The sequence below is a fragment of the Serratia ureilytica genome (assembly GCF_013375155.1).
Classification (GTDB): Bacteria; Pseudomonadota; Gammaproteobacteria; order Enterobacterales; family Enterobacteriaceae; genus Serratia; species Serratia ureilytica.
On the sequence record NZ_JABXOF010000004.1, the window covers coordinates 105,815 to 126,597 of the forward strand.

The 20,783-nt window shown below is 59.3% G+C and carries 21 protein-coding genes; 7 read left to right on the plus strand and 14 right to left on the minus strand.

Annotated elements, in window-relative coordinates:
- Positions 1 to 32: 32 nt before the first annotated feature.
- From HWW83_RS09275 to lpxO, 3 genes are all read right to left on the minus strand, one after another.
- Positions 33 to 728: a CTP synthase C-terminal region-related (seleno)protein gene (locus HWW83_RS09275; protein WP_422663716.1), complete on the minus strand. Its 696-nt coding sequence runs from the start codon at positions 726 to 728 to the stop codon at positions 33 to 35.
- Between the two features lie 115 nt (positions 729 to 843).
- Positions 844 to 1,764 carry a kdo(2)-lipid IV(A) palmitoleoyltransferase gene (gene lpxP / locus HWW83_RS09280; protein ID WP_069100232.1) on the minus strand — a complete coding sequence of 307 codons (921 nt, stop codon included), beginning with the start codon at positions 1,762 to 1,764 and terminating at the stop codon, positions 844 to 846.
- A 300-nt stretch (positions 1,765 to 2,064) separates the two neighbouring features.
- On the minus strand, positions 2,065 to 2,970 hold the full coding sequence (gene lpxO / locus HWW83_RS09285; RefSeq protein ID WP_033651231.1) for a lipid A hydroxylase LpxO: 906 nt from the start codon (positions 2,968 to 2,970) through the stop codon (positions 2,065 to 2,067).
- A 248-nt stretch (positions 2,971 to 3,218) separates the two neighbouring features.
- Between lpxO and HWW83_RS09290 the strand changes: the two genes are divergently transcribed.
- Positions 3,219 to 3,560, plus strand: coding sequence for a KPN_00521 family repetitive protein (locus HWW83_RS09290; protein WP_016930249.1), 342 nt, complete (start codon positions 3,219 to 3,221; stop codon positions 3,558 to 3,560).
- 129 nt (positions 3,561 to 3,689) lie between these two features.
- On the opposite strand, the gene fis is transcribed toward HWW83_RS09290, so the two are convergent.
- From fis to acuI, 11 genes are all read right to left on the minus strand, one after another.
- Positions 3,690 to 3,986 carry a DNA-binding transcriptional regulator Fis gene (gene fis, locus HWW83_RS09295; RefSeq protein WP_000462905.1) on the minus strand — a complete coding sequence of 99 codons (297 nt, stop codon included), beginning with the start codon at positions 3,984 to 3,986 and terminating at the stop codon, positions 3,690 to 3,692.
- A complete protein-coding gene (dusB, locus tag HWW83_RS09300) occupies positions 3,968 to 4,972 on the minus strand; it encodes a tRNA dihydrouridine synthase DusB (RefSeq protein ID WP_033644443.1) in 1,005 nt (334 codons plus the stop codon). The genes fis and dusB overlap by 19 nt, the downstream gene beginning before the upstream one ends.
- Before the next feature lie 394 nt (positions 4,973 to 5,366).
- Positions 5,367 to 6,248 carry a 50S ribosomal protein L11 methyltransferase gene (prmA, locus tag HWW83_RS09305; RefSeq protein ID WP_033644444.1) on the minus strand — a complete coding sequence of 294 codons (882 nt, stop codon included), beginning with the start codon at positions 6,246 to 6,248 and terminating at the stop codon, positions 5,367 to 5,369.
- 11 nt (positions 6,249 to 6,259) lie between these two features.
- Complete coding sequence (gene panF / locus HWW83_RS09310; RefSeq protein WP_004936863.1) at positions 6,260 to 7,705, minus strand: sodium/pantothenate symporter; 1,446 nt, start codon at positions 7,703 to 7,705, stop codon at positions 6,260 to 6,262.
- The gene (locus tag HWW83_RS09315) at positions 7,695 to 7,937 is read right to left on the minus strand and encodes a YhdT family protein (RefSeq protein WP_033644445.1); all 243 of its coding nucleotides are present in this window, start codon (positions 7,935 to 7,937) and stop codon (positions 7,695 to 7,697) included. Before HWW83_RS09315 ends, panF begins: the two co-directional genes overlap by 11 nt.
- A 151-nt stretch (positions 7,938 to 8,088) precedes the next feature.
- Positions 8,089 to 9,438: an acetyl-CoA carboxylase biotin carboxylase subunit gene (accC, locus tag HWW83_RS09320; protein WP_033651233.1), complete on the minus strand. Its 1,350-nt coding sequence runs from the start codon at positions 9,436 to 9,438 to the stop codon at positions 8,089 to 8,091.
- A gap of 12 nt (positions 9,439 to 9,450) precedes the next feature.
- A complete protein-coding gene (gene accB / locus HWW83_RS09325; RefSeq protein ID WP_033636178.1) occupies positions 9,451 to 9,918 on the minus strand; it encodes an acetyl-CoA carboxylase biotin carboxyl carrier protein in 468 nt (155 codons plus the stop codon).
- A gap of 32 nt (positions 9,919 to 9,950) precedes the next feature.
- Positions 9,951 to 10,403, minus strand: coding sequence for a type II 3-dehydroquinate dehydratase (aroQ, locus tag HWW83_RS09330; RefSeq protein ID WP_176589236.1), 453 nt, complete (start codon positions 10,401 to 10,403; stop codon positions 9,951 to 9,953).
- A gap of 287 nt (positions 10,404 to 10,690) precedes the next feature.
- Positions 10,691 to 11,290 (minus strand): protein-methionine-sulfoxide reductase heme-binding subunit MsrQ, encoded by a 600-nt coding sequence (gene msrQ, locus HWW83_RS09335; protein WP_016930241.1) that lies wholly within the window; start codon positions 11,288 to 11,290, stop codon positions 10,691 to 10,693.
- Positions 11,291 to 12,292, minus strand: coding sequence for a protein-methionine-sulfoxide reductase catalytic subunit MsrP (gene msrP, locus HWW83_RS09340; protein WP_060660201.1), 1,002 nt, complete (start codon positions 12,290 to 12,292; stop codon positions 11,291 to 11,293). It abuts the gene before it with no gap.
- A gap of 155 nt (positions 12,293 to 12,447) precedes the next feature.
- Positions 12,448 to 13,425 (minus strand): acrylyl-CoA reductase (NADPH), encoded by a 978-nt coding sequence (gene acuI / locus HWW83_RS09345; RefSeq protein ID WP_033644448.1) that lies wholly within the window; start codon positions 13,423 to 13,425, stop codon positions 12,448 to 12,450.
- 204 nt (positions 13,426 to 13,629) lie between these two features.
- On the opposite strand from acuI, the gene csrD reads away from it, so the two are divergent.
- From csrD to rng, 6 genes are all read left to right on the plus strand, one after another.
- A complete protein-coding gene (gene csrD, locus HWW83_RS09350; RefSeq protein WP_047573543.1) occupies positions 13,630 to 15,564 on the plus strand; it encodes an RNase E specificity factor CsrD in 1,935 nt (644 codons plus the stop codon).
- 412 nt (positions 15,565 to 15,976) lie between these two features.
- Positions 15,977 to 17,020 (plus strand): rod shape-determining protein MreB, encoded by a 1,044-nt coding sequence (gene mreB / locus HWW83_RS09355; RefSeq protein WP_003855260.1) that lies wholly within the window; start codon positions 15,977 to 15,979, stop codon positions 17,018 to 17,020.
- A gap of 94 nt (positions 17,021 to 17,114) precedes the next feature.
- Positions 17,115 to 18,140: a rod shape-determining protein MreC gene (mreC, locus tag HWW83_RS09360; protein WP_033644451.1), complete on the plus strand. Its 1,026-nt coding sequence runs from the start codon at positions 17,115 to 17,117 to the stop codon at positions 18,138 to 18,140.
- Positions 18,137 to 18,625: a rod shape-determining protein MreD gene (mreD, locus tag HWW83_RS09365; protein ID WP_004936918.1), complete on the plus strand. Its 489-nt coding sequence runs from the start codon at positions 18,137 to 18,139 to the stop codon at positions 18,623 to 18,625. Before mreC ends, mreD begins: the two co-directional genes overlap by 4 nt.
- Before the next feature lie 10 nt (positions 18,626 to 18,635).
- Positions 18,636 to 19,220, plus strand: a complete 585-nt coding sequence (locus tag HWW83_RS09370; protein ID WP_033644452.1) for a Maf family protein — start codon at positions 18,636 to 18,638, stop codon at positions 19,218 to 19,220.
- A gap of 38 nt (positions 19,221 to 19,258) precedes the next feature.
- A complete protein-coding gene (rng, locus tag HWW83_RS09375; RefSeq protein WP_019453170.1) occupies positions 19,259 to 20,728 on the plus strand; it encodes a ribonuclease G in 1,470 nt (489 codons plus the stop codon).
- The last annotated feature ends 55 nt before the right edge of the window (positions 20,729 to 20,783 follow it).

A 20,783-nucleotide genomic window follows, 5' to 3' on the forward strand; every position in this document is an offset into this window, starting at 1 on the left:
ACAACGCCCCGATGGCGCCGATGAACCTTTGTTTACCCGTTGGCGGCTTTGACGAGTTCCACCACCAACGGTGAAAGCTCGCCGCGCAGCGCGGCGCGTTCCGACTGGAACAGCGTGGCGGCGTAAAAACGCCGGCCCGGCAGTTCGATGGCGCGTACGTCGCCTTCGGTGTCGTGGCCGCTGATGATCAGCGGGAAACGCTGCAGATCGGCGACGAAGTCCGGATTCACGCCGAAGTTGCAGTGGTAGCCTTCATGGGCGTTCAGGCTGCCGTAGGCCTGCGCGACGCGGGTGTCAGGCTGAAAAACGATGTCGCCGGTTTTTTCCACCAGCGAGCAGCTCAATGGGGCGATCACCAGCCGGCCACCGCTGTCGGTTTCCGCATGACCGGCGTCGTGCCAGCCCATCACATTGCGGGCGTATTCGACGATGGCGTATTGAAAACCGCCGCAGGAGCCGAGGAACGGCACGTCGTTTTCCCGCGCATGACGGATCGCCATAAAGGCGCCGTCGTCGTGACGATACGGGCTGCCCGGCACCACCCAGATGGCGTCGAAATCTTGCAGCGCGTCGGGGGAGGTCAGGGTTTCGGTCGGGAGCCACTGGGGCTGAACGTCGATGTCGAGGTGGGCGGCGGTGAGCTGGAGTGCCACGGGGATAGCTTGGTGGGCCACGGCTTGCGGGTTGTGATCACCGACCAGAGCAATGCGAACTTGAGCTTTCATCATTTCCGTTCCTGTGCGGGTAAAAAAGGAGATTACAGGAAAGTAGAGTGTCGAGCCGCCGCTTTTTAAACGTGACGCACAAAAAAGCCCGGCGTTGGCCGGGCTGAAAAAAAGAGGGTCAGTACAGCGAGGGCGCGCCGGCCGGTCGGGTTTTGAAGCGGCGGTGCAGCCACATGTATTGCTCCGGCGCCCGCATGATCTCTTTCTCGATCACTTTGTTCATGTAAGCCGCCGCCGCCTGTTCGTCGCTGAGCGGATAGTCTTCCAGGGCCGGCTGGATCAGCAGGTCATAGCCGCGGCCGCGCTCGCGGCGAATCAGTACCACCGGCACCAGCGCCGGGTTGGCCATGCGCGCCAGCATGAAGGTGCCGCTGGTGGTGGCGGCCTTATCGACGGCGAACAGCGGCGCGAATACGCTGCCGCGCGGGCCATAGTCCTGATCCGGCGCGAACCACACCGCCTCGCCGCGCTTGAGCGCATGCACCATGCCGCGCAAATCCTTGCGATCGATCATCGCCTTGTTGGAACGCATGCGGCCTTTGGTCTGCGCCCATTCCATCGCCTTGTTGTTATGCGGACGGTACATCGCCATCATCGGCTGACACAGGCCCATCGCCCGGCCGCCCAGCTCCAGCGACATAAAATGCACGCCGATCACCAGCACGCCGCGATCGTCGCGCTGCGCCATTTTGAGGTGGTTGATGCCGGAGACGTTGAACCAGCGCTTGACGCGTTTATCTGACCAGAACCAGGCCATGCCGGTTTCCAGCAGGCCCATGCCGAGGGATTCGAAATTGCCCACCACTTTGCGCTCGCGCTGCGCTTCGTCCATCTCGGGGAAGCACAGCTCGAGGTTGCGACGGGTGATGGTGACGCGGCGCTTGAGAAAACGCATCGAGGTGCGTCCCATCCACACCCCCAGACGGTAGAGCAGCGGATAGGGGAGCTGTACCAGCAGGAACAGCAGAGCGAGGCCGAACCAGGTTAGCCAGTAGCGCGGGTGCAGCAAGGCCAGTTGAAATGCTTTGGCTGATTTCATAGAAACTCGTTTTATACGTTAAAAGGGGCAGCAAGCTGTAACGCATAAAGGTTCCACTCGATAGCGATACGACTACTCAGACACCCGGGTACGGCCAGGGTTTAGTCGGAATTCCATAATTGACTAAACATTTACATTCGAAGGGCGGTTTGCGCTGCTATCAGGCTTCGGAGGGATAGCTGTTGGCCAGCGGAGGCGGCTCTAGGAATGCTTATGCTAACACAGGGTACGGGGTGTGGCGGAAGAGGGGCATGCGAATATTCTCATTCGCGTTGCCCCTGAGTTGAGGATTGGCGCGTTTTACAGGCTGGGAATGATAATCGCGGCGAAGATCGCGGCGATCACCAGCCATTTCAGCAGGTAGTAACCGCGGCGGTTGCGCGCTTTCAGGCGTTGGCCGGCATCGCGCACCGCGTTGACGTATTTGAAGATGCGGTTGATGCCGCCGGTGCGGTCCTGATCGTCGTTCGGCGAACTGGCCGCCGACATCAGCGTAGCGCCGACCCAGTGGTTGACTGCCTGCGCCCAGCGCCATTTCATCGGCCGCTCGACGTCGCAAAACAGAATGATGCGCGTCTGATCGGTGGCATTCTGCGCCCAGTGCACGTAGGTCTCATCGAAGATCACCGCCTCGCCGTCGCGCCAGCTGTGCTGCTCGCCGTCTACTTCGATGAAGCAGCGATCGTCGTTGGGCGTCATCAGCCCCAGGTGATAGCGCACCGAGCCGGCGTAAGGATCGCGGTGTTTACCCAGGTGGCTGCCGGGCGGCAGCTCGGCGAACATCGCCGCCTTGACCGACGGGATGCGGTTGAGCAGCTCGACGGTTTTTGGACACAGCGTCTGCGCCGAAGGGTGACTGTCGCTGTACCATTTCAGATAGAAACGTTTCCAGCCGCGTTTGAAGAAGGTGTTGAAACCGGCATCGTTGTGCGACTGCGCCTTTTTGATGTGATCCTGCAGGCGCACCGCTTCTTCGCGGATCGTCTGCCAGTTGTCGGTCAGCGTCTGCAGCTCCGGGAAGCCTTTTTCGTCGAAATAGGGCTGTTTGGCGGGCAAACGGGAGAAACCGGTCATAAACATGTTGATCGGCCCCATAAACGTGGAGTGATCGAACAGCTGACGGGTAAGCTTTTGTTTCTCTTTGCCGCGGGAGTGTGCGTAGAGGAAGCTGATGATAAAAATGCCGATAATGATCGCGGCAACCATAGAATCCATCCCTGTTAGTGCTTGTTAAAAATTCGTACAAATTATAGTTTTGTGACAGGAAAAATTTAACTTTTTCGTGCGCTTTCCCCGCTCATGCTGCTTAGTGGCATAAAAAATCAATAAAACTGTTTGTAATAAAATTTTATATCGATTTTTTTGGTTTTAGTCCTATTCTTAAATCGTTCAAGGGGCGTTTCATGCCATCTTGTTTCATGACGAATGGCACGTATCTGAGAAAAGAGGGACTTATGAAGAAATCAATCATTGCCTTGTCTGCACTGCTGCTCGCTTCCCCGGTGTTCGCTGCTGAAACCGCGACCGACACCGCCGCTCACGCCAGCAACGAGGTTGTCGCTGAGGCGCATAAAGGGGCGGATACCGCCAAAGAAAAGCTGCACCAGTCTCAGGACAAGGGTGAAGAGCTGAAGCTGAAAGCCAAGCACGCCGCCGAAGGCAAGAGCGATAGCGTTGGCAGTAAAGTGAGCGAAGGCTCGCAAAAAGCCTGGCACTCCACCAAACAGGGTACGGAGAAGGCTTGGGACAAGACCAAGCAAGGGGCGGAAAGCCTCAAAAACAAAGCGACCGAGTAAGGTCTCCGCTTTTTACCCCAAGGGCCGCGTTGCGGCCTTTTTTATTGCCTGCAAACCGAGCGTGCCCCAAAGAAAAAGGCGCTTATCAAATGAGATAAAGCGCCTTTTCAACACGTTAACTGACTAGTATCAGTTCATGCCGTATTTTTTCAGCTTCTTACGCAGCGTGCCGCGGTTGATGCCCATCATCAGGGCTGCGCGGGTTTGGTTGCCACGGGTGTATTGCATCACCATGTCCAACAGTGGCTGTTCAACTTCAGCCAGTACCAGCTCATACAGGTCATTTACGTCTTGACCGTTCAGTTGAGCAAAATAGTTCTTCAGTGCTTGTTTAACCGAGTCACGCAGAGGCTTTTGAGTCACCTGATCTTGTGAGTTAACGGTAGAAACGGTCAGTACGTCAGAATTTACGCGTTGTTCGAACATAGTTCTGTCAGCTCTTTTTTTACGCTAAGATTTTCGAAATATGCCTCCAACGCCTCCAGCTGTTCGCTGGCATCCTCTATGGCGTTGAATGTGCGCCGAAACTGGTCATTCGGAGCGTGTTCCTGGAGATACCAGGACACGTGCTTACGAGCAATCCGGAATCCCTTGCCTTGGCCATAGAAGCCGTGCAATTCCCGAATGTGCCCAATCAACAAGCGCTTCACCTCGCCAAGCGGCATCGGCGGCAGCAACTCCCCAGTGTCCAGATAATGCTGGATTTCCCGGAAGATCCAGGGTCTCCCCTGAGCAGCGCGGCCTATCATCAGGGCATCGGCCCCGGTGTAGTCGAGCACTGCTCTGGCTTTATGCGGGTCAGTAATATCCCCATTCGCGATAATCGGAATGGAAACACTCTGCTTAACTGCCCGAATGCTGTCGTATTCCGCGTTGCCGTTAAACAGACAGGCGCGGGTTCGGCCGTGAATCGTCAGGGCCTGAATACCACAGTCTTCGGCCAGTTGGGCAATCTCTACACAGTTACGGTGCTCTGGCGCCCAGCCGGTGCGAATCTTCAGCGTTACCGGCACATCCACCGCGTCGACCACCGCGTGGAGGATCCGTTTAACCAGATCCGGGTACTGCAACAAAGCGGACCCGGCAAGCTTCCGGTTCACTTTTTTGGCCGGGCATCCCATGTTGATGTCGATGATCTGCGCGCCGCTGGCCACGTTGATACGCGCGGCGGCGGCCATATCATCAGGATCGCATCCGGCAATTTGCACGGAGCGGATCCCAGGTTCATCGCTATGCACCATACGCAGACGCGACTTATCCGTCCGCCACACCTCCGGGTTGGAGGAGAGCATTTCGGATACAGCCATCCCAGCACCCATTGCATGACAGAGGGTTCTGAACGGGCGATCTGTAATACCGGCCATCGGGGCCGCAATCAGGCAATTAGTAAGCTGGTGGTGTCCAATGCGCATAGACAAAGAGTGACCATACTGTGTCCGCAAGGGCGCGTATATTACGCATTTTTGCGTCGAGATGAAAGGCCAAACTTTAACCAATTGGCCCGATATTAGGACGAAAAATACGCTACGCGGCGATTCATAAAAATATTATATATATTTTACAATAAGTTGACGAAAAGTGCTTATTTTGTGTGCGGCAAAATATTCGCCTTTGCGCAGGATATTATCTGCATTCGCCCGCTATTTTTGCCGGGATAGCCTGCCTGGAAGGCGCATTCTCAGGGCGATCCGTCGTTGAGCGGCGAAAAATTGCATAAAATTTTGTGCCGCCCGAGGGCCGATCGCCGGACAAAAAAAATCCACCGGCGCAGGGTCGGTGGACGAGAGGGGCACTATACCGTGACGCTTACTTGCGGCGGCCGGTAATGCGGCACCACTCTTCGCGCTCGGCGACCGGGTCGAGCGTGAACTTCTCTGCGTAGGCTTCCGCTACGCTGCTCGCCTGGCTGGCCAGCACGCCGGACAGCCCCAGATGGCCACCGGCCTTCGGCAGACAGCCGATCAGCGGCGCCAGCTCGCGCAGCGGGCCGGCGAGGATGTTGGCGACCACCACGTCCGCCAGCAGGTCGGCAGGCTGGTCTTTCGGCAGATACAGCTCCAGACGCTCTGAAACGCCGTTACGCTGCGCGTTGTCGCGGCTGGCCTGAATGGCCTGGGGATCGATGTCGATGCCGATAGCGCGCGCCGCACCCAGCTTCAGCGCGGCGATCGCCAGGATGCCGGAGCCGCAACCGAAGTCGATAACGGTTTTGCCGGCCAGATCGAGGCCGTCCAGCCACTGCAGGCACAGCGCGGTGGTCGGGTGGGTGCCGGTGCCGAACGCCAGGCCCGGATCGAGCATCACGTTGACCGCGTCGGGATCGGGCACGTCACGCCAGCTCGGGCAGATCCACAAGCGCTCGCCGAAGCGCATCGGGTGGAAGTTGTCCATCCACTCGCGCTCCCAGTCCTTGTCTTCCAGCTGTTCTATCTTGTGGCGGAAACCGGCGCCCAGCAGCGGGTGCTGTTCCAGCATCGCCACCACCTCGGCCATATCGGTTTCGGCGTCGTACAGGCCGATCACATCGGTATCGCCCCACAGCAGGGTTTCACCCGGCAAGGGTTCGAACACCGGATTGTCGTGGGTGTCCTGGAAGGTCACCGACACGGCGCCGCTTTCCACCAGCGCGTCGCTCAGGTCTTCCGCCTGGCTGCCGGTGGTGTTCAGTTTGAGTTGGATCCAAGGCATAGCAATTCTCTTCAAGAGGGTAATGATGACGCCGCCCGGCGCTTTTCGCCGACGACGTTACCGAGATAAAACGCCAACAGGCTGAGCAACAGCGAAGGCACGATAGGGTGCAGCCCCGCCGGTTGCAAGTTGAAGCTGGCCAATAGCGTATAGCATACCGCACCCGACACCATTGAGCTAAGCGCTCCCTGTGCATTGGCGCGTTCCCAATACAGGCCCAGCACCAGCGGCCACAGGAAGACCGCCTCCAGCCCGCCGAAAGCCAGCAGGTTGAGCCAGATGATCATCTCAGGCGGCCGCCAGGCCGCCAGCAGCACCAGCAGGCCGAGGATCAGCGTGGTCAGGCTGGAGAAGCGCTTGATCAATCGCTCGTTGTGGATCTGCTGCGGCCGCACGCCCAGGTAGAGATCCTTGATGATGGTGGCGGAGGATTGCAGCAGTTGGGCGTTGATGGTCGACATGATCGCCGCCATCGGCGCCGCCAAAAAGATCCCGGCGGCGTACGGCGGCAGCACGGTGATCATCAGCGTTGGGATCACCTGATCGGGGATCTTGAGATCGGGCAATACCGCGCGGCCGAGCGCGCCGGCCAGGTGCATGCCGAACATCAGCACCGCCACCACTACGGTGCCGAGCAGAATGCCGCGATGCACCGCCTTGCTGTCCTTGTAGGAGATGCAGCGCACGGCGGTGTGGGGCAGGCCGATCACCCCAAAGCACACCAGGATCCAGAATGACGCCATAAACGGCAGGCTGAGGATCTGATCGCCGCCCTGCGGCGACACCAGCGCCGGATCGATCTGCTGCAGTTTGCTTACTGCGCTGTCCAGTCCGCCGGCGGCATGGATCACCGCCACCAGCAACAGCACGGTGCCAAGCAGCATCACCAGCCCCTGCATGGCGTCGTTCAGCACGCTGGCGCGGAAGCCGCCGAAGGCGGTGTACAGCGCGATGCTGATGCCGAAGATCAGCAGGCCGGTGTCATAAGGAATGCCGGCAGCGGTCTCCAACAGGCGGGCGCCGCCGATGAACTGCACCGTCATGGCGCCGAGGAACGCCACCAGCAGGCTGAGGCTGGCCAGCCACACCAACAGGCGGCTTTGGTAGCGGCCATACAGCATGTCATTGAGGGTAATGGCGTTGTAGCGCCGCGCCAGGATAGCGAATTTCTTGCCCAGCACGCCGAGCGACAGCCACACCGCCGGCAGTTGGATCATCGCCAGCAGTACCCAGCCCAGGCCGTATTTGTAGGCGGCGCCGGGCCCGCCGATAAACGAACTGGCGCTGATGTAGGTGGCGGTCAGGGTCATCGCCAGCACAAAGCCGCCCATCGAGCGGTTGCCGAGGAAGTATTCGCTGAGGAAATTTCCGTTCTGACGGCGGCGATAGGCATACACCGACAGGCCGAACACTAGCAACAGGTAGGCGACCAGCGGCAGGATCACTTCAGTTTGCATCGCTGTCCTCCAGCGAAATGTCGCGGAACACCGTGCGCACCATCAGCCAGCACAGGCCGATGAACAGCAGCGGCACCAGCAGGCAGGCCATTTCGAACCAGTGCGGCAGACCGGTGACGCCGATGGCGCTGTCCGGCAGGTAGGCCGCCAGCCCCCAGGCCAGCAGGTAGAGCAGCGTCAGCCCCAGCGCCCAGCGCGCTTCGCGGTGCGCCTGAATAAAGCGTTTGTCCATCCGTGTCTCCCATAGGTTTACGGTGATGGATTCATCAAAGGTAGGGAATTTTACGGCATGACGGCGTTTTGCCAAGCCGTTACTGGCGTCAGCGCCAAAGAAAAAGGCCGGTGATTAACCGGCCTTTCGTCAGACGATGCTGCGTGCCTGCTTAGGTTTCCTGCAGACCCAGCTTCTTCTCCAGATAGTGGATGTTGGTGCCACCGTGCTGGAAGTTTTCGTCGTTCATGATCTTCTGCTGCAGCTCAACGTTGGTTTTGATGCCGTCGATGATCAGTTCAGCCAGGGCGTTTTTCATGCGGGCAATCGCCACGTCACGGTTTTCGCCGTAGGTGATCAGTTTGCCGATCATGGAGTCATAGTACGGCGGTACGGTATAACCGGCGTAGATATGAGATTCCCAACGCACGCCGAAACCGCCTGGCGCGTGGAAGCGGGTGATCTTGCCCGGGCTCGGCAGGAAGGTGTTCGGATCTTCGGCGTTGATACGGCATTCTACCGCATGGCCGTGGATCTTCACTTCTTCCTGTTTGATCGACAGCGGCTGACCGGCAGCGATGCGCAGCTGCTCTTTGATCAGATCCACGCCGGTGATCATTTCGGTAACCGGGTGCTCTACCTGAATACGGGTGTTCATTTCGATGAAATAGAACTCGCCGTTTTCATACAGGAACTCGAAGGTGCCCGCACCGCGATAGCCGATTTCCACACAGGCTTTCGAGCAGCGCTCGCCGATATAGCGGCGCATTTCGCTGGTGATGCCGGGCGCCGGCGCTTCTTCGACCACTTTCTGGTGGCGACGCTGCATGGAGCAGTCGCGCTCGGCCAGATAGATGGCGTTGCCCTGGCCGTCGGCCAATACCTGAATCTCGATGTGACGCGGATTCTCCAGGTATTTTTCCATGTACACCATGTCGTTGTTGAAAGCCGCTTTGGCTTCCGCTTTCGTCATGTTGATGGACTGCTCCAGGTCTTTGTCGCTGCGCACGACGCGCATGCCGCGGCCGCCGCCGCCGCCGGAGGCCTTGATGATCACCGGATAACCGATGCGCTTGGCGAAGGCACGGTTTTTATCCATGTCATCGGTCAGCGGGCCGTCGGAGCCCGGTACGCAGGGCACGCCGGCTTTTTTCATGGCGTTGATCGCGGAAACCTTGTCGCCCATCAGGCGGATGGTTTCGGCTTTCGGGCCGATAAAGATGAAACCGGAGCGTTCAACCTGCTCGGCGAAGTCGGCGTTCTCGGACAGGAAGCCGTAGCCCGGGTGGATCGCCACTGCGCCGGTGATTTCCGCCGCCGAGATGATGGCCGGGATGTTCAGATAGCTTTTTACCGATGGCGCAGGACCGATGCAGACGGTCTCGTCGGCCAGCAGAACGTGTTTCAGATCGCGGTCGGCCGCGGAGTGAACCGCAACGGTCTTGATGCCCAGTTCTTTACAGGCACGCAGGATGCGAAGCGCGATCTCGCCGCGGTTGGCGATAACAATTTTATCAAGCATGGGGGCGCCTCGTTATTCGATGACGACCAGCGGCTCGTCATATTCGACCGGCTGGCCGTTTTCCACCAGGATGGCTTTCACGACGCCGGACTTGTCCGCTTCGATCTGGTTCATCATTTTCATGGCTTCAACGATGCACAGGGTATCGCCGGCGTTCACTTTCTGGCCCACTTCCACGAAGGCTTTCGCGTCCGGGCTTGGGGTGCGGTAGAAGGTGCCTACCATTGGGGAACGAACGACGTGGCCACTCACGGCCGCCGGTGCTGCAGGGGTTTCTGCCGCAGGCGCGGTGGCAACGGCGTTAGCCAGGGCTGGCTGCTGCTGTGCCGGCATCGCGTAGGCCTGCTGCATGACGGGATAAGCCTGCGCCGGTGCGGCACGGCTGATGCGAACCGATTCTTCGCCTTCAGAGATTTCCAGTTCAGAAATGCCTGATTCTTCAACCAGTTCGATCAGTTTCTTGATTTTACGAATATCCATGAGTGTGATTCCGTACTCTTTTTGTGGAGCAATTAGTGGGTTATCGACAGACGGTTAACCGCTGCCTGTAAAGCGAAAGCGTAGCCATCCGCGCCGAGGCCGCAAATCACGCCTACCGCTACGTCTGAGAGATAAGAGTGATGGCGGAAAGGTTCGCGGGCGTGCACGTTGGACAGGTGGATCTCGATGAACGGGATCTGCACCGCCAGCAACGCATCGCGCAGCGCCACGCTGGTATGCGTGAACGCCGCCGGATTTATCAGAATGAAATCGGTATTGCCGCGCGCCTGATGGATGCGATCGATCAGCTGATGCTCGGCGTTGGACTGCAGATGGCTCAGGGTAATATCCAATGCGGATGCCTGGTTTTCCAATCCGTTAACAATCTCTGTCAGCGTCGTGCTGCCGTACTTCTCCGGCTCACGCGTCCCCAGCAGATTGAGATTGGGGCCGTTCAGAAGCAAAATGTGAAACTTATCCGCCATTGTGCTGGTATCTCCGGCAATAAAACCATCATCGTAGAAAATAACCCGATGTTACCGATTTGTCACCTGTTAAGGGGCAAATTCACCCTGAGAACAGAAACAAGGTCGGGCATTATAACGATATCGTAGCAATTCGCAGCTAAATACTGGTCTTATCAGCGAAGATATTCAACCCCAAATCGACGAACTCGGGGAGCCGTGACAGGAATATGAGCGCTGGAACACAAAAAAAGTTCCCGCCGGCGGCGCGCGTTTTTCAGCGGCAATCCCACGCGCCGCCGCGCGATTCAGCGCCACCAGGCGCGGAATTTCTTGTAACGCAGGCCTAACAGCGCCACCGCCAACAGCGCGTAAATGAACGGCTGGGGTGAAAACGTTTTGACCGACCACAGATAGTGGATGGGCGCGAGGATCGCCGCCAGATAGACGAAGTTGTGCAACGTTTGCCATTTGGCGCCCAGTTTGCGCATCGCCCACAGCGTCGAGGTGGCCGCCAGCGCCAGCAGGATCAACCAGGTGAGGATGCCGAGCGTCAGATACGGGCGGTTCACCAGCTCGCTGCCCAGCAGGCCGAGATTGCTCAGCCCCAGTTCCAGCGTAGAGTAGCTTATCAGGTGCAACGTGCCCCAGGCAAAGCACCACAGCCCGACCAGGCGGCGGCAGCGGATCAGCAGCGGTTGCCGGGCGTAGCGCGCCAGCGGGGCGATAGCCAGCGTGGCCAGCAGCAGTTTCAGCGTCATCCTGCCGGTAAAATGCTGAATGTCCTTGGACGGATCGGCGCTGAACCAGCCCTGATCCACCGCCAACACCAGCCAGAGAAAGGGCAAAAACGCCGCCAGATGCAGGGCGGCTTTCAGCCATTTGATATGAACAGGCGTCAGGCGCACTTAGAAATTCTCCCGCAGGTCCATGCCGCGATACAGCGACGCCACCTGATCGGCATAGCCGTTAAACAGCAGGGTCGGTTGGCGTTTGACGTCGAGTATGCCGCCGGCGCCGATAAAACGCTCGGTGGCCTGCGACCAGCGCGGATGATCGACGTGCGGATTCACGTTGGCGTAAAAACCGTACTCGTTCGGCGCAGATTGGTTCCAGGTGGTCGGCGGCTGATCGCGCACCAAACGGATATGCACGATCGACTTGATGCCTTTGAAGCCGTATTTCCACGGCGTAATCAACCGCAGCGGCGCGCCGTTTTGCGGCGGCAGGGTTTTGCCGTACACGCCGACGGTCAGCAGCGCCAGCGGATGCATCGCCTCGTCCAGCCGCAGCCCTTCGACGTAGGGATATTTCAGGCCGCCGCCGATAAAGCGATCTTTCTGGCCGGGCATCTGTTCCGGATCGTACAGCGTCTGGAAGGCCACGTAGCGCGCGCTGCCGTTCGGCTCGGCCAGCTTGAGAAGCTTGCCCAGTTCGAAACCGATCCATGGCACCACCATCGACCAGGCCTCGACGCAGCGCATGCGATAAATGCGCTGCTCCAGCGGGAAACGCTTCATCAGATCGTCGATATCCAGCGTTATCGGCTTCGCCACTTCGCCGTCGATGCGCACTTTCCAGCCTTCGGTCTTCAGCCCGCCGGCGTTGGCGGCCGGATCGGCCTTGTCGAGGCCGAACTCATAGAAGTTGTTGTAGCCGGTGACCTTGTCTTCCGGCGTCATCGCCAGCTGCGCCTGCCAGGCGGCCGGTTTGCTGAATTCCAGCGCTTTGCCCGGCGGCGCCTTGGGACGATCGTTGCCTTTGAACCACGACAGCAGGTCCGCCTGTGCGCCGGTAGGCAGCGCCAGCGTGGCGGCGGTGATGCCGAGCGCCTGCAGCACTTTGCGCCGCTGGTGGAATACGCTCTCCGGCGTGACGTCGGCCTCGGTCAATTTGGGGTGTTTGTTCATGCTATGTTCTCCGCGACTGATGCCCGCCGCCCGCGAGCGGTTAACGGGGCTCCATGAAATAAGCATGGCGCTAAAGCCGGCCGGAAGCGAGGGGTCGCGGGAAAATATGAAATTTCGCAGACGCCGGTGAGCCCCCCGTCGCCGGGGGGAGTCCGTCAGCGGATTTTCACCAGAGTGCGGCCGGTGATTTGGTTGTTCAGCAGCGCGGCGGCGGTGGCCGGCGCCTGTTCGAGGGTGATTTCGTGCGTGGCTTGCTGATAGAAACTGTCCGGCAGAATGCCGGCCAGCCGTTCCCAGGCGGTTTGGCGGCGATGCAGCGGCGTATGCACCGAGTCCACCCCTTGCAGGCGCACATTGCGCAGAATGAACGGCATCACGGTGGTCGGCAACTGATAGCCGCCGGCCAGGCCGCAGGCGGCGACGGTGCCGTTATAGTTCATCTGCGCCAGCACCCGGGCCAGCAGTTTGTCGCCGACGGTGTCCACCGCGCCGGCCCACAGCTGTTTCTCCAGCGGACGCGGCGTGTCGATATACCCATCGCGCGACATCACCTCTTTGGCGCCGAGCGCTTTCAGGTAGTCGGTATTGCTGTCGCGGCCGCTGATGGCGGTCACCCGGTACCCCAGCGCCGCCAGCAGGGCGATGGCGGTGCTGCCCACGCCGCCGCTGGCGCCGGTAACCAGGATATCGCCGTCGTCCGGGTGTACCCCGCCTTCTTCCAGCGCCATCACGCACAGCATGGCGGTAAAGCCGGCGGTGCCGATGATCATCGCCTTGCGCTCATCCAGGCCGTTCGGCAGCGGCACCAGCCACTCGCCGGAGACGCGAGCCTGCTCGGCCAGGCCACCCCAGTGGTGTTCACCCACGCCCCAACCGGTGAGCACCACGCTTTGCCCCTCTTTAAAGCGAGCGTCACCGCTGTGGCGCACGGTGCCGGCGAAGTCGATGCCCGGCACCATCGGGAAATGACGCACGATCTTGCCTTTCCCGGTGATCGCCAGCGCATCCTTGTAGTTCAGGCTGGACCAGTTGATGTCGACGGTAACATCGCCTTCCGGCAACCGATCGCTGCCGATATCTTTGATATGAGCCAGAGTTTGGTCGTCTTGTTGTTCCAATAACAGTGCACGCATGTCACTCTTCCTCTCGTTTACACTTTTCTATCAATGGCTGAATCACATTTATTTGACTATATGCATAATAAGCGGCCCAAGTCCTGATAAAGGACAAAAACGGCGCTTGCAGGTTTAATTCCTCAGCAAGGCTTGTTAGGGTTGGACGGCCCCTTTTAGCTAAAGGGTGAACACTCACTTAACCATAGCGGACAAGGCACAGGGATGCGATTTACCACCAAACTCTCTGCATTGATCACTCTGTTGGTCGCGCTGGCGATGTTTTTGATGCTGATGGGATGCTCATACAGCTTCTTTTACGTTACCCAGGATCGCCAGGAGCGTCGCTTTGATTCGCTGGTCACGTCTCTCGATCAAGCCATGTTGCGCGAGTCGCCGCGCGATCAGGAGAAATGGTTGCCGATTGTCATGCGCCCGCTCGGCATTGTGTCGATCCGCGTAGAGGCCGGCGCCAGCAAGCTCCTCGACTATAAATTGCCGACGGCGAAAAAAGAGCCCTGGGATGCGCTGAACGGCTATCGTCAGGTCTCGCGGCCGCTGTTGCAGCACCCGGGCAGTATGCTGCAAATCACCTACCTCGATCCCTTCGCCAGCGATGTGCGCACGTTGCAATCCACGGCCGCCGTCACGCTGTCGATCGTCGTTATGGTGGTGATTTTGCTGTTCAGCCTGCGCTGGCTGCGTGAACAGGCCGACGGCGAGGATCGTCTGGAGCGCCGCGCGCGGCGCATTCTGAACGGCGAGCGCGAAAACGTCATGCAGGGCGACGTGCGCGAATGGCCGGCCAACGTCAGCGGGGCGCTCGACCGCCTGCTGGCCGATCTGGCGGAAGCCCGGGAGGAGCGCAGCCGGGTCGATACGCTGATCCGCGCCTTCGCGGCGCAGGACGCCAAAACCGGGCTGAACAATCGCCTGTTCTTCGATAACCAATTGACCACTCAGCTGGAAGAGGAAGGCTCGCACGGCATCGTGATGATGGTGCGGCTGCCCGATTTCGAGACCCTGCGCGACACGCACGGCAGCGTAGCGGTGCAGGAGCTGATGTATTCGCTGGTCAATCTGCTGTCTACCTTCGTGATGCGCTATCCGTCGGCGCTGCTGGCGCGCTATTTTCACAGCGATTTTACCGTCTTGCTGCCGCATCGCACGCTGAAGGAGGCCGACGGCATCGCCTCACAGCTGGTCAACGCCATCGATGCCTTGCCTTCCACGGCGATGATCGACCGTGAGGCCTTCCTGCACATCGGCATCGTGGCGTACCGCAGCGGTCAGACCACGGAGCAGGTGATCGATTACGCGGAGCAGGCGACGCGGCACGCCACGCTGCAGGGCGAAAACGGTTGGTACGTGTACGACAGCCAGGTGCCGGAAAAGGGGCGCGGCAGCGTCAAGTGGCGCACGCTGCTGGAACAGGTGCTGGCGCGCGGCGGCCCGCGGCTGTATCAGAAACCGGCGGTGACCGTGGAAGGCGAGGTGCACCACCGTGAGATCATGAGCCGAATTTATGACGGCGCCCAGGAATTGCTGCCGGCGGAATATATGCCGCTGGTGGAGCAATTGGGGTTGGCGGAGAGTTACGATCGCCAACAGGTGAGCCGCATCATCCCGTTGCTGGCGCAGTGGCCTGAAGAAACGCTGGCGTTCCCGCTGTGCGTGGACTCGATTTTGCAGCGCTCTTTCCAACGCTGGCTGCGCGATACGCTGTTGCAGTGCGAAAAAAGTCAGCGTCGACGAATTCTGATTGAACTTGCGGAGGCAGATGTGTGTCAACATATCGACCGTTTGCGTCCGGTGCTGAGGTTGCTGTCAGGGCTGGGTTGCCGCCTGGCGGTGTCCAAAGCGGGGTTAACCGTGGTCAGTACGTCCTATATCAAGTCGTTGCAGGTGGAGATCGTCAAGCTCCACCCGGGGTTGGTGCGGAGTATCGATAAGCGGGACGAAAATCAGCTGTTCGTGCAGAGCCTGACCGGCGCCTGCGCGGGCACGCGCGCTCAGGTGTTCGCTGCCAGCGTACGTACGCGCAATGAATGGCAGACGCTGAAAGAGCGTGGGATCCATGGCGGGCAGGGCGACTTTTTCGCGTCGCCGGAACCGATCGACGTGGGGCGTAAAAAATATTCACGTCGTTATCGTGTTTAAGCTGATTGACGGACAAAAATTGACGTAGAATGAGGACCGGATCCATCTGGGCCTCGTTACCGTCTTTTTGGAGTTTTTTCCAAACTGCCTGCGACAACAACGCCTATTTGAGATAGGCTCTTGTCTGCCTTTATCTGGTTGACGTTGGTAGGTGCTTACCACCGGCGGCAATCAGGGAATATGTTAGATTTTATGAGCTGTGTTACGCCGTTTCGTGCGTTGACAGGGTGGTAAACTGAGCCTTTGTTCAGGGAATTCAGACCTCATCCAATTTCCGTGCATTCGAGCAGAAACAATACAGACTATTTTTCACCGAAGTAGAACGTTTTTGCGCCTTGTCGCTGCTTCGTGTGGTTGGTAAAGTAGGCGGATTTTATTTTCCGCCCCCAGCTTGCAGGATTATCCTTTCGTTATGTTTAAGAAATTTCGTGGCATGTTTTCCAACGACTTGTCCATCGACTTGGGTACCGCCAATACCCTGATTTATGTTAAAGGGCAAGGCATCGTACTGAATGAACCTTCGGTGGTTGCCATTCGCCAGGATCGTGCCGGCTCCCCAAAGAGCGTAGCGGCCGTCGGTCATGACGCCAAACAGATGCTGGGCCGCACCCCCGGCAACATCGCGGCTATTCGCCCGATGAAAGACGGCGTGATCGCCGACTTCTTCGTGACCGAAAAAATGCTGCAGCACTTTATCAAACAGGTTCACAGCAACAGCTTTATGCGCCCAAGCCCGCGCGTGCTGGTCTGTGTGCCGGTCGGCGCAACCCAGGTTGAACGCCGCGCTATCCGCGAGTCCGCCCAAGGGGCCGGCGCGCGTGAAGTGTTCCTGATTGAAGAGCCGATGGCGGCGGCGATCGGTGCAGGTTTGCCGGTTTCCGAAGCGACCGGCTCCATGGTGGTGGATATCGGTGGCGGTACCACTGAAGTGGCGGTGATCTCGCTGAACGGCGTGGTGTACTCCTCTTCCGTGCGCATCGGCGGTGACCGTTTCGATGAAGCCATCATCAATTATGTGCGCCGCAACTATGGCTCGCTGATCGGCGAAGCCACCGCAGAGCGCATCAAGCACGAAATCGGTTCTGCCTATCCGGGCGACGAAGTGCGCGAAATCGAAGTGCGCGGCCGTAACCTGGCTGAAGGCGTACCGCGCGGCTTTACCCTGAACTCCAATGAAATCCTCGAAGCCCTGCAAGAGCCGCTGACCGGCATCGTCAGCGCGGTGATGGTTGCGCTGGAGCAGTGCCCGCCAGAATTGGCCTCCGACATTTCCGAACGCGGCATGGTCTTGACCGGCGGCGGCGCGTTGCTGCGCAACCTCGATCGCCTGCTGATGGAAGAAACCGGCATCCCGGTCGTGGTGGCGGAAGATCCGCTGACCTGCGTGGCGCGCGGCGGCGGCAAGGCGTTGGAAATGATCGACATGCACGGCGGCGATTTGTTCAGCGAAGAATAGTCAGCCCCTGGAAGGAGGAATCGTATCGGATGAATGCGCACAGCGAAAATCGGGTACGGTTCCTCTTTCTGTTGTCGAGGAACTCGCATAATTTATGAAGCCGATTTTTAGCAGGGGGCCTTCCCTGCAACTGCGACTTTTTTTGGCGGTGATCGCGGCCATTGGCCTGATTGTTGCCGACAGCCGGCTCGGCACGTTCGTGAAGATACGTAACTACATGGACACCGCAGTCAGCCCTTTCTATTTTCTGGCCAACGGGCCGCGTAAAGTTTTGGACAGCGTGTCGGAAACGCTGGCCACCCGCCAACAGCTGGAGCTGGAAAACCGAGCTCTGCGGCAGGAACTGCTGCTGAAAAACAGCGATATTCTTCTTCTTGGCCAATTCAAGCAGGAAAACGCCCGCTTGCGCGAGCTGCTGGGTTCCCCGCTGCGCCAGGACGAACACAAGATGGTCACCCAGGTGATCTCCACCGGTTCCGATCCGTATAGCGACCAGGTCGTTATCGACAAAGGGTCGGATAACGGCGTCTATGAAGGCCAGCCGGTGATCAGTGACAAGGGCGTAGTTGGCCAGGTCGTGGCGGTGGCGAAGGTGACCAGCCGCGTGCTGCTGATCTGCGATGCCTCGCACGCGTTGCCGATTCAGGTGCTGCGCAACGATATTCGGGTGATCGCCGCAGGCAGCGGCTGCGCCGACGATCTGCAGCTGGAACACCTGCCGAACAATACCGATATCCGCGTTGGCGACGTGCTGGTGACCTCCGGCCTCGGCGGCCGTTTCCCGGAAGGGTATCCGGTGGCGGTAGTCTCTTCGGTCAAGGTCGACAATCAACGCGCTTACACTGTGATTCAGGCACGGCCGACCGCCGGTCTGCAGCGCTTGCGCTACCTGCTGCTGCTGTGGGGCGCCGATCGCAACGGCGACATGCCGTTGCCGCCGGACGAAGTTCACCGCGTGGCCAATGAGCGCCTGATGCAGATGATGCCGCAGGTGTTGCCGCCTGCCGGTTCGGTCGGGCCGCAGCTGCCGGCGCCGGCCACCGGCGTGGCGCCGCAAACCGTCGCTCCGGCGTCTGCCCAGCCTCCAGCCCAGCCTGCCGCGGCGGGAGTGGTGCAATGAACAGTTACCGCAGCCACGGGCGCTGGATCATCTGGCTGTCGTTCCTGGTGGCGTTGGTGCTGCAAATCATGCCGTGGCCGGAACAGATCTACATGTTCCGGCCTTCGTGGCTGGTGCTGATCCTCATTTACTGGGTGATGGCCTTGCCGCACCGCGTCAACGTCGGCACCGGTTTCGTGCTGGGGTTGATCATGGATCTGATCCTCGGCTCCACGCTGGGCGTGCGCGCGCTGGCGCTGGGCATCATCGCCTACCTGGTGGCGTTCAAATTCCAACTGTTCCGCAATATGGCGCTGTGGCAACAGGCGCTGATCGTCGTGCTGCTGTCGCTGTCGATGGACGTGGTGGTGTTCTGGGCTGAGTTTTTAGTGATCAACGTCTCTTTCCGCCCAGAGGTGTTCTGGAGTAGTGTGGTAAACGGCATTTTGTGGCCGTGGTTATTCCTGTTGATGCGCAAAATCCGCCGTCAGTTCGCCGTACAGTAAGGGTATCTCAATGACTTCGCTTTATCTGGCCTCCGGCTCCCCACGTCGACGTGAACTGCTGACCCTGCTGGGCGTATCGTTCGACATCCTGTTGACGCATACCGAAGAGCAGCGCCGGGAAGGCGAAGCCGCAGAAGCCTATGTGCGCCGCCTGGCGCAGGACAAGGCCAAAGCGGGCGTGGCGCTGGCGCAGGAAGATCGGCCGGTGCTGGGCGCCGACACCATCGTGGTGCTCAACGGCCGGGTGCTGGAGAAGCCGCGCGACGAAGCCCATGCGGCACAGATGCTGGCGGCCCTGTCGGGCAAACAGCATCAGGTGATGACGGCGGTGGCGATCGCCGATCGCCAAGACGTGCGTTGCCAGCTGGTGGTGACCGACGTGACGTTCCGCAGCCTGTCGCAACAGGATATCCGCGACTATATTGCTACGGGCGAACCGATGGATAAAGCGGGCGCCTACGGCATTCAAGGAAAGGGTGGTTGTTTCGTCAGAACGATAACCGGGAGTTATCACGCGGTGGTCGGTCTGCCACTGGTCGAAACACATGAGCTGCTCAGTAATTTTGTCGCATTACGTGATGTAAGAACCGGTTGATGGGCGCTGCCATTATCGACCGGCTCTGAGGAGAAGGCATGACAGCTGAGCTACTGGTTAATATCACACCGTCTGAAACGCGGGTCGCCTATATCGATGGCGGCATTCTGCAAGAGATTCATATCGAACGCGAATCCAAACGCGGCATCGTCGGCAATATCTATAAAGGGCGCGTCAGCCGCGTCCTGCCGGGGATGCAGGCGGCGTTCGTCGACATCGGCCTGGACAAGGCCGCCTTCCTGCACGCCTCCGACATCATGCCGCATACCGAATGCGTCGCCGGCGACGAGCGGAAAAACTTCCACGTGCGCGACATCGCCGAGCTGGTGCGCCAGGGGCAAGACCTGATGGTGCAGGTGGTGAAAGATCCGCTCGGCACCAAGGGCGCGCGTCTGACTACCGACATTACGCTGCCTTCGCGCTATCTGGTCTTCATGCCGGGCGCGGCGCACGTCGGCGTGTCGCAGCGCATTGAAAGCGAAGCCGAGCGTGAACGCCTGAAGTCCATCGTTGCGCCGCATTGCGACGAGCTGGGCGGTTTTATCATCCGCACCGCAGCGGAGGGCATCGGCGAGGAGGAGCTGGCGCAGGACGCGGCGTTCCTCAAACGCCTGTGGACCAAGGTGATGGAGCGCAAGAAGCGCAACCAGACCAAATACAAGCTGTACGGCGAGCTGGCGCTGGCGCAGCGCATCCTGCGCGACTTCGCCGGCGCGGCGCTGGATCGCATTCGCGTCGATTCGCGGTTGACGCACGATCTGCTGGTGGAGTTTACCGGCGAGTATATCCCGGACATCACCCGCAAGCTGGAGCTGTACACCGGCAGCCAACCGATTTTCGATCTGTACGATGTGGAAAACGAGATCCAGCGCGCGCTGGAGCGCAAGGTGGAGCTGAAGTCCGGCGGTTATCTGATCATCGATCAGACCGAGGCGATGACCACCGTCGACATCAACACCGGCGCCTTCGTCGGCCACCGCAACCTCGATGAAACCATCTTCAATACCAACATCGAGGCGACGCAGGCCATTGCCCGCCAGCTGCGGCTGCGCAACCTGGGCGGCATCATCATTATCGACTTCATCGATATGAACAACGAAGAGCATCGCCGCCGGGTGCTGCACTCGCTGGAGCAGGCGTTGAGTAAAGATCGGGTAAAAACCACGATCAACGGCTTCTCTCAGCTAGGCTTAGTTGAAATGACGCGTAAACGAACGCGTGAAAGCATTGAACATGTGCTCTGTCACGATTGTCCTACTTGCAATGGGCGCGGCACCGTGAAAACGGTGGAAACCGTGTGCTACGAGATCCTGCGCGAAATTGTGCGCGTGCATCACGCCTACGATTCCGATCGCTTCCTGGTGTACGCCTCCGCGGCGGTCGGCGAAGCGCTGAAGAGCGAAGAGTCGCACGCGCTGGCCGAAGTGGAGATTTTCGTCGGCAAACAGGTGAAGGTGCAGATCGAACCGTTGTACAGCCAGGAGCAGTTCGACGTCGTCATGATGTAGCCCGCCCGACATCGGTAGGGGCCCGGCACGCCGGGCCCGTCAGTGCATAGATATT